This window comes from Herbaspirillum sp. UBA812 (genome assembly GCF_002296545.1).
Lineage (GTDB): Bacteria > Pseudomonadota > Gammaproteobacteria > Burkholderiales > Burkholderiaceae_D > Herbaspirillum > Herbaspirillum huttiense.
Genome location: NZ_DBIC01000034.1, coordinates 1 through 7848 on the forward strand (window position 1 = coordinate 1; position 7848 = coordinate 7848).

The window sequence follows — 7848 nt, forward strand, 5'->3', positions numbered from 1 at the left end:
AACCCGCCTGGATGGAGGTGGCCCAGTTGCCCGGATCCATGTAGCCGATCGAGACCAGCAGACCGGGCCCGACGTAGATGCGCAGCTTCTGCCAGACCGAAGCACCAGGCGGCACGTTGACGGTACCGGCAACTTCGGAAGGACAGAACGGAGCCGTGGCCGTCGTGGGCAGACCCGGGATGCGGGGAAAGCGGAAAGTGAATGGCAAGACGAAAATCCCCCTGTGTGCCGTTGATGGCGTCGCCGGGATCAGTGTCCCGGGCGATGCTGACTTATTGCGCCCACTTGGCCAGCGCCGTGTCGTCGCTCTCGCGGGCATCGACCCAGCGCGCACCGTCAGGCGTTTGCTCTTTCTTCCAGAACGGGGCCTGGGTCTTGAGGTAATCCATGATGAATTCGCAGGCGGCAAAGGCTTCGCCGCGATGCGGTGAAGTCACCGCCACCAGCACGATCTGCTCGCGCGGCTGCATCGGACCGACACGATGGATCACCAGCGCATCGAAGATGGGCCAGCGTGCCTTGGCTTGTTCCACGATCTGCTCCAGGGCCCGCTCGGTCATGGCCGGATAGTGTTCGAGTTCCATCTCCGAGACCGCTGCACCATCGTTGAGATCGCGCACGGTGCCCACGAAACTGACCACCGCGCCCACGCGCGGATTGGCCAGGCGCAACTGCGCCACTTCAGTGGAGAGATCGAAATCGGCAGTCTGGACGCGGACGGGCATGGTTCAACAGGAAATGAATGCAGGCTGCGATTTTACCAGCGCCAGCCCGTCCGCGAGTGCAGCGGCGTTACACCAGCAGTCCCCACAACAGCAGCGTCATGCCCAGCCCGATCACCGAGACCAGCGTCTGGATCACCGACCAGGTAGCCAGGGTCTGCTTCAGGTTCAGCCCGAAGTATTCCTTGACCATCCAGAAGCCGGCGTCATTGACGTGACAGAAGAACACCGAGCCGGCACCGATGGCCAGCGCCATGAGCGAGTTGTGGGTGGCAGAGAGGCCCGCCACCAGCGGCGCAACGATACCGGCCGTGGCGGTCGTGGCGACAGTGGCCGAACCGGTAGCCTGGCGCAGCGCCACGGCAATGATCCAGGCCAGCAGGATCAGCGGCATGTGGGTGCCATCGGCGATCTTGGTGATGGTGTCGCTGATACCGGCCGACAGCAGGGTCTGCTTCAGTCCGCCACCCGCACCGATGGTCAGCAACAGACCGGCGATGGGCGGCAAGGCGCGGCGCAGCGTGGCACCAACTTCAAAGCGGCTGCTGCCCTGCCCCCAGCCCAGCACCACCACCGCAAACAGCACCGTCACGGTCAGCGCGATGATGGGTTCGCCAAAGAAATTGAGCATTTCAAACAGCTCGGTCTTGGGCGTGACCCAGATGCGCGCCACGGTGCGGCCCAGCATCAGCACCACCGGCAGCAGGATGGTCACCAGCGCCACCAGGAAGCTGGGCTGCGACTGGCCTTCACGAGCGCTGAACAGCTTGCCGATCTGGTGCGGTTCGGCCAGGTTCAGGCGCGGCGCAATGAAGTTGCCGTACAGGGGACCGGCAATGATCACTGCCGGAATGGCCACGATGAAGCCCAGCAGCATGGTCGTGCCCAGATCGGCATGCAGCGCGGACACGGCGATCAGCGGGCCCGGATGCGGCGGCAGCAGCGCGTGCAAAGTAGTCATGCCGGCCAGTGCAGGAATGGCCACGCGCAGGATGGGCAGTTCGGAACGGCGTGCCATGACGAAGATGATCGGCGCCATCATCACCAGCCCCACTTCGAAGAACAGCGGGAGGCCAACCACCAGTGCCACCAGCGCCATCATCCAGGGGATGATGCTGCCGCGCGCATAGCGCAGCAGGGTATTGACGATGCGGTCGGCTGCGCCCGATTCGGCCATGAGCGCGCCCAGCATGGCCCCCAGCGCGATGATGATGCCGGCTTCGCCGAGCAGGCTGCCGGCCCCTTTGCTGAAGGCTTTGGCAATGTCTTCCAGCGGCAGGCCGGCACCGATGCCGGCCACGAAGGTACCGATGAGGATGGACAGGAAAGGTGCGATGGACAGGAAACTGATCAGCACCACGATGGTGACCAGTGCGGCCAGCGTCACCAGCAGCAACTGCGTGTCCTGGGCCGCCCAGGCGGCCAGATGGGTCGAAATCAAGATAGATCCTTCTACAGGTGTGGATGAATGCGCATCGCTTCATTGAACGATGTCTTTTGCACCCCCTCCGCAGACCTGTTTGGCGCAGGCCTGGTCTCCTCCCAAAGAATCGGGATTCCGAATGGTCGATCTCAGCCCGCTGGATGCGGGTCTTCCGTCTTTTGCCAGACGCTGGCCAGCCACGGCTGCTGCTCGCGCGGCAAACCGTCAGGGCGGTAATAATGCCGCAATTCAATGAAGCCTGCTGGCAGCAGGTGGCCACGCCAGCCTTCCAGGCTATGCCAGACGCCATAACGCGGACCGCTCCAGCCTTCCAGATCATTGCCGCGTGGATTGGAACTGAAGAGGATGCCGCCCGGCTTCAGGCTGGCGTGCAACTGTCCCAGCACGCGCGGCAAATGGGCCGCCGGCACATGGAACAGCGAGGCATTGGCAAAGATCCCGTCGAAGCGCGCCACCGGCAGATCCAGTTGCAGGAAGTCCTGGTGCAGGACTTCGCAGCCGCTGGCCGCACGCGCCATCGCGACGAATTCGGCGGTGCCGTCCAAACCCACCGCCACATGGCCGCGCCGGTTGAATTCGATCAGGTCGCGGCCCGGACCACAGCCAACATCGAGGATCGTGAACGGTCCCTGCCCGGCGGCTCCCGCCCTGGCGTGCAGTGCGTCCAGCAGGGCTGCCATGTTCTGGCTGACGTCATGATCCCAGGTCCCTTCGCGAAAGCTCTCGGCCTGGCTGCTGTAGTGCGCAATGGTGCCGGCTACGGGATCGCGGCGGGGGCTCACCTCAGCCTCCGGTGACGGGCGGGAAGAAGGCCACTTCGCCGCCGTCGACGACTTCGGTATCGGCCTCCGTCATGTCATGGTCGTAGGCCATGCGCAGGTTCTTTTCCGGTCCGAGCACCTCGGCCCAGACGCCGCCCCGGCCCATCAGGAAGGCACGCACGTCGCCGACGGTCTTGACGCTGTCCGGCAGCTCGATGATTTCCTGCGAGGTCTGCAGGGCTTCGCGCACGCTGGCGAAGAAACGGAGTTCAATTTTCATGGGGTTTCCTTGAGGGTGGCAGCTGGCCCTTAGTGGGCGATATGAATCTTGCTGCGGATATGCTTGAGATGTACCACGATGGTAAAGGTCATCATGACCAACAGCGACCAGGCGCTCCACTTGCCCAGGTGCACGGTGGACCAGGCACCCATCTGGTTGGGGTAGCGCCAGATGCCGAAGAAGGTACTGATGTTCTCGGCCAGCCAGATGAAGAATCCGATCAGCAGGAACGCCAGCAGCAGCGGCATCTTGCGATCGCGGTCCAGCGGACGGAACAGCACCGTGGAACGCGCATACAGGCCCAGCGCGCAGGCTGCCAGGTACCAGCGGTAGTCACCGACGTAGTGATGGGTGAAGAAATTGACGTAAATCAGCAAGGCGATCAGGGTCGCCATCCAGTAAGGGGGATGATGCTGGATGCGCAGGTCGAACAGCCGCCAGGCCTGGATGATGTAGCTGCCCACGGCGGCATACATGAAGCCGGAGAACAGCGGCACCCCGAACAGCTTGGTATAGGCGAAGTCAGGATAGCTCCACGACTGGATCGCCCCCGAGGTCTTGAACACCTCCAGTGCAAAACCGACCACGTGGAAGACGCTGATGGCCTTGAGTTCGGCGATGGTCTCGATGCGGGTCGATACCATCCAGACCTGCACCAGCAAGGCGAAGAGCAGCAAGGCGTCATAGCGCGGAATGCCGAACAGACCGGCGCGCGGCATCAGGAACACGGCCGCAAAGAACAGCCCCGCAAAGAGGCAACAGCGCGCCTCCTTGAGGCCGAACATGAGGAACTCCAGCACGAAGCGCCGCCAGCCGGTGGCTTCGCTGGGAATCGTGCTGCTCAGATACTGATCGACTTTCGCCAGTCTCATCGATGCTCCCCTGCGTTCAGTTCAGCAGGTGATCGAAGGCCAGGAACTGCACCGTGTCGCCGGCGGCAATGGTCTGCCCCGGCGGATTGTCGATCAGGCCATCGGCCCAGGCAGTCGAGGTCAGGACTGCCGAACCCTGGCTGGGGAACAGATCCAGTCCGCCCCGGGCATTGCGGCGCACGCGCAGGAATTCCTGACGGCGGTCGGCACGTGGCCAGTGGAAGTCGGCGCGCATGGCCACCGGTTGCGGCAACACGGCCTCGCGCGGCAGCCCTTGCAGGCGCAGGATGAAGGGCCTGACGAAGAGCAGGAAGGTGACGAAGGACGACACCGGATTGCCCGGCAACCCCAGGAAGAAAGCTTCACTTCCCTGTTCTTCCGTCCCTGGCCCGCGGCGCACCTGGCCGAAGGGCAGCGGCTTGCCAGGCTTCATGGCGATCTGCCACATGTTGATGCGGCCCTCGGCTTCGACAGCAGGCTTCACATGGTCTTCTTCCCCCACCGAGACGCCGCCGCTGGTGATGATGAGGTCGTGCTCGCGCGCGGCCTCGCGCAGGGTCTGGCGGGTCGCCTCCAGACTGTCGGGCACGATGCCGAAGTCACTGACCTGGCAGCCCAGTTTCTGCAACAGGCCGCGCAGCAGAAAGCGATTGGAGTTGTAGATGCCGCCCGGTTTCAGCGGCTGGCCCGGCATGGTCAGTTCATCGCCCGTGAAGAACACCGCCACGCGCACCGGCCGCAGCACCTGCAGCTGCGCCTGTCCGATGGAAGCCGCCAGCCCCAGTTCCTGCGGGCGCAGCCGGGTACCGGCGGCGAGGATGGTGCTGCCCTGGCGGATGTCTTCACCGATCAGGCGCACCCATTCACCGCTCTTGGGGACATGGCGGATCACCACGTGCTCGCCCTCGGTCTCGCAGGCTTCCTGCATGACGACGGCGTCGGCCCCTTGCGGCATCATCGCACCGGTAAAGATGCGCGCCGCCGTCCCCGGCTCCAGCGGCTGGCCCACATGGCCCGCCGGAATGCGCTGCGATACGCGCAGGCGCGCCTGGCCCGATGCGCAATCCGCCGCCCGCACGGCGTAGCCATCCATCTGCGAATTGTCCATGCCGGGCACGTCGATGGAAGCCGTCACCGGCGCTGCCAGCACGCATCCGCACGCCTCCAGCGTATCGACGGTCTCGCTCTCCACCACCGGCACGGCGGCCGACAACAAGGTATCGAGCGCCTGGCTGACGCTTTGCATGGGCGGGCGGGCCGGCTTGTCGGATGAGGGGGCAGCGGAAGGAGTGGGCGTGGAGGACATGGCAGGCCTGACGGAGAGGATCGAAGTTCGGGACAAGGGCGAAGCGTTGTTTTCTGGTCGATACAGCGACCCGACATTCTAATGCAATCGCCGCCCGTACGCGCTCCATGAAAAACGCCGTCCGGGCCAATGGCGCGGACGGCGTAGAGATGGTAAGGCGCGGCTTACAGACCGGTGTGTTCGGCCACGTAAGCCTTGACCCGGGCGGCATCGGCCGGCATCACCTCGAAGCGCTGCGGCAGCGCCTCGATGTTCTCGAAGCCCGCCGGACGGTCGGCGTCGCGGCCCAGGGCTTCGCGGATGGTTTCATTGAACTTGGCCGGCAAGGCCGTCTCCAGCACGATCATGGTCACGCCCGGCGTCAGATGCTCGCGCGCCACCTTGATGCCATCGGCGGTATGGGTGTCGACCGTGATGCCATAGGCCTTTTCAGCAAAGCGGATGGTCTCCAGGCGGTCGGTGTGGGTCGACTTGCCGGAGGCAAAGCCATACTGCAGCACGCTGGCGAATTCATTGCCGTCGCTGCCGGCCTGGCCGCTCAGGTCGAAGCCGCCTGCGGTCTCGACCTTGTGGAACAGCGCCTTGACGCGTGCACTGTCGCGGCCCAGCAGGTCGTAGACGAAACGCTCGAAGTTGGAGGCCTTGCTGATGTCCATGCTGGGGCTGCTGGTGTGATAGGTCTCGGCCGACTTGCGGACACGGTAGTGGCCGGTGCGGAAGAATTCATCCAGCACGTCGTTCTCATTGGTGGCCACCACCAGCTTGTCGATGGGCAGGCCCATCATGCGGGCGATGTGGCCCGCGCAGATGTTGCCGAAGTTGCCCGAGGGGACGGTGAAGGAGACCTTCTGGTCGTTGCTGGTCGTGGCTGCCAGGTAGCCGCGGAAGTAGTACACCACCTGCGCCACGACACGCGCCCAATTGATCGAATTGACGGTGCCGATCTTCTTGGCGGCCTTGTATTCGAGGTCGTTGGAGATGGCCTTGACGATGTCCTGGCAGTCATCGAAGACGCCTTCCACGGCCAGGTTGAAGATGTTCGGGTCCTGCAGGCTGAACATCTGCGCGGTCTGGAAGGCGCTCATCTTCTTGTGCGGCGACAGCATGAAGACACGGATGCCCTTCTTGCCGCGCATGGCGTATTCGGCGGCGCTGCCGGTGTCACCGGAGGTGGCGCCGACGATGTTCAACTCTGCGCCCTTCTTGGCCAGCGCATATTCGAACAGGTTGCCCAGCAATTGCATCGCCATGTCCTTGAAGGCCAGCGTGGGACCATTGGACAGGCTTTGCAGCACCAGCTTCTTGCCGCCTTCTTCCTGCAGGGTGCGCAGCGGGGTGATCTGGCTGGCATCTTCACCGGCGCGGGTATTGCGGTAGACGTCGGCGGTATAGGTCTTGTGGGCCAGCGCCTTCAGGTCGGCTTCGGGAATGTCGGTGGCAAATTTCTTGAGCACTTCGAAGGCCAGGTCGGCATACGACAACGTACGCCACTGGTCCAGCTCGGCACCGCTGACCTGCGGATACGTGGCCGGCAGGTACAGGCCGCCGTCAGGGGCCAGGCCGCCCAGCAGGATGTCGGAAAAGGAAGGAGTTGCAGCGTGACCGCGGGTGGAAACGTATTGCATGTCGATTAGGATGCGCCGGCAGGCGGCGGGAGCGTGGAATGGGAGGAAAGTCCACGATTATACGGCCAGCGGGCGCTGCACAAAAGCGCGGCATGGAAGAAAGCTGCACCTGCAGGCAGGGCGGTGGCGCAGGGTCTCGGGCTGACAGGCCATTTGTTGCACTGAATCATCATGGCGCCGGCACAAGCTGAAATAAAACGTTACCACCCTTGAAAGCCGCGCATGCCCGGGCTATGCTGCGCCACTTCGTGCAGCGCCGCCGGGATGGCGGGAATGTTTGCACGCTGGCCACATCAAAGATGCACTTCAAACTCAAAAGGATGGAAAACGGCATGAACCACAAGATCAAGACCCTGCTGGCCGCGGCCGGCCTGTTCGGCACCCTGCTGGCGAGCCTGCCGGCGCACGCCGAGAACTGGCAATCGCTGGGTGGCTCGGATACGTCCGAACTGCTGGTCGATACCGACTCCATCGTCGAATCGGGCGGCATCCGCGAAGCCTGGTCGATGTGGAACTTCAAGGAAGCGCGTCCCAACAATGGCGACAAGAGCTTCCCCGCGCTGAAATCCTACAAGGACCTGCACCAGTACAACTGCAAGGCCGGCAGCATGAAGCTGGTGCGCGAAATCATCTTCGCCGAGAACGATGGCAAGGGCGACAAGCGTGACCACAGCGATGCCCTGAAGGGACAAGAGTTCATCAAGCCCAAGCCGATGTCGGTCGGCGACGCCATGCTGCAGGCAGTCTGCAATTTCGAACTGAAGAAATGATCATAGGGGGCGTTTACCACCCCTCTTCTTCCCGATCCAAAGAAAAACGGAGCCCGCGGGCTCCGTTT

8 protein-coding genes and 1 pseudogene are annotated in these 7848 nt (G+C 63.5%); 1 reads left to right on the forward strand and 8 read right to left on the reverse strand.

Annotated elements, in window-relative coordinates:
* The 8 genes and pseudogenes from B3873_RS01875 to thrC all read right to left on the reverse strand — a co-directional run.
* Nucleotides 1–208 (reverse strand): annotated as a pseudogene (locus tag B3873_RS01875) (divalent metal cation transporter); the annotation flags it as partial.
* A 64-nt stretch (nt 209–272) separates the two neighbouring features.
* A complete protein-coding gene (gene moaE, locus B3873_RS01880; RefSeq protein WP_121039821.1) occupies nt 273–725 on the reverse strand; it encodes a molybdopterin synthase catalytic subunit MoaE in 453 nt (150 codons plus the stop codon).
* Between the two features lie 67 nt (nt 726–792).
* A complete protein-coding gene (locus tag B3873_RS01885) occupies nt 793–2163 on the reverse strand; it encodes a gluconate:H+ symporter (RefSeq protein ID WP_286863741.1) in 1371 nt (456 codons plus the stop codon).
* 131 nt (nt 2164–2294) lie between these two features.
* Entirely contained in the window at nt 2295–2948 is a 654-nt protein-coding gene (locus B3873_RS01890) for a class I SAM-dependent methyltransferase (protein ID WP_286863742.1), read from the reverse strand.
* A gap of 1 nt (nt 2949) precedes the next feature.
* Nucleotides 2950–3207: a molybdopterin converting factor subunit 1 gene (moaD, locus tag B3873_RS01895; RefSeq protein ID WP_039788397.1), complete on the reverse strand. Its 258-nt coding sequence runs from the start codon at nt 3205–3207 to the stop codon at nt 2950–2952.
* Nucleotides 3208–3236: 29 nt separating this feature from the next.
* Nucleotides 3237–4079 (reverse strand): DUF817 domain-containing protein, encoded by an 843-nt coding sequence (locus tag B3873_RS01900; RefSeq protein WP_286863743.1) that lies wholly within the window; start codon nt 4077–4079, stop codon nt 3237–3239.
* Nucleotides 4080–4095: 16 nt separating this feature from the next.
* Entirely contained in the window at nt 4096–5385 is a 1290-nt protein-coding gene (gene glp / locus B3873_RS01905) for a gephyrin-like molybdotransferase Glp (protein WP_286863744.1), read from the reverse strand.
* A 164-nt stretch (nt 5386–5549) separates the two neighbouring features.
* Entirely contained in the window at nt 5550–7010 is a 1461-nt protein-coding gene (thrC, locus tag B3873_RS01910) for a threonine synthase (protein ID WP_286863745.1), read from the reverse strand.
* 332 nt (nt 7011–7342) lie between these two features.
* Between thrC and B3873_RS01915 the strand changes: the two genes are divergently transcribed.
* A complete protein-coding gene (locus tag B3873_RS01915) occupies nt 7343–7780 on the forward strand; it encodes a surface-adhesin E family protein (protein ID WP_034340981.1) in 438 nt (145 codons plus the stop codon).
* Nucleotides 7781–7848: the final 68 nt, after the last annotated feature.

Coding starts and splice junctions, on each gene's coding strand:
- B3873_RS01915 (WP_034340981.1), top strand. CDS start 7,343: ATGAACCACAAGATCAAGACCCTGCTGGCCGCGGCCGGCCTGTTCGGC.
- B3873_RS01900 (WP_286863743.1), bottom strand. CDS start 4,079: ATGAGACTGGCGAAAGTCGATCAGTATCTGAGCAGCACGATTCCCAGC.
- thrC (WP_286863745.1), bottom strand. CDS start 7,010: ATGCAATACGTTTCCACCCGCGGTCACGCTGCAACTCCTTCCTTTTCC.
- moaD (WP_039788397.1), bottom strand. CDS start 3,207: ATGAAAATTGAACTCCGTTTCTTCGCCAGCGTGCGCGAAGCCCTGCAG.
- glp (WP_286863744.1), bottom strand. CDS start 5,385: ATGTCCTCCACGCCCACTCCTTCCGCTGCCCCCTCATCCGACAAGCCG.
- moaE (WP_121039821.1), bottom strand. CDS start 725: ATGCCCGTCCGCGTCCAGACTGCCGATTTCGATCTCTCCACTGAAGTG.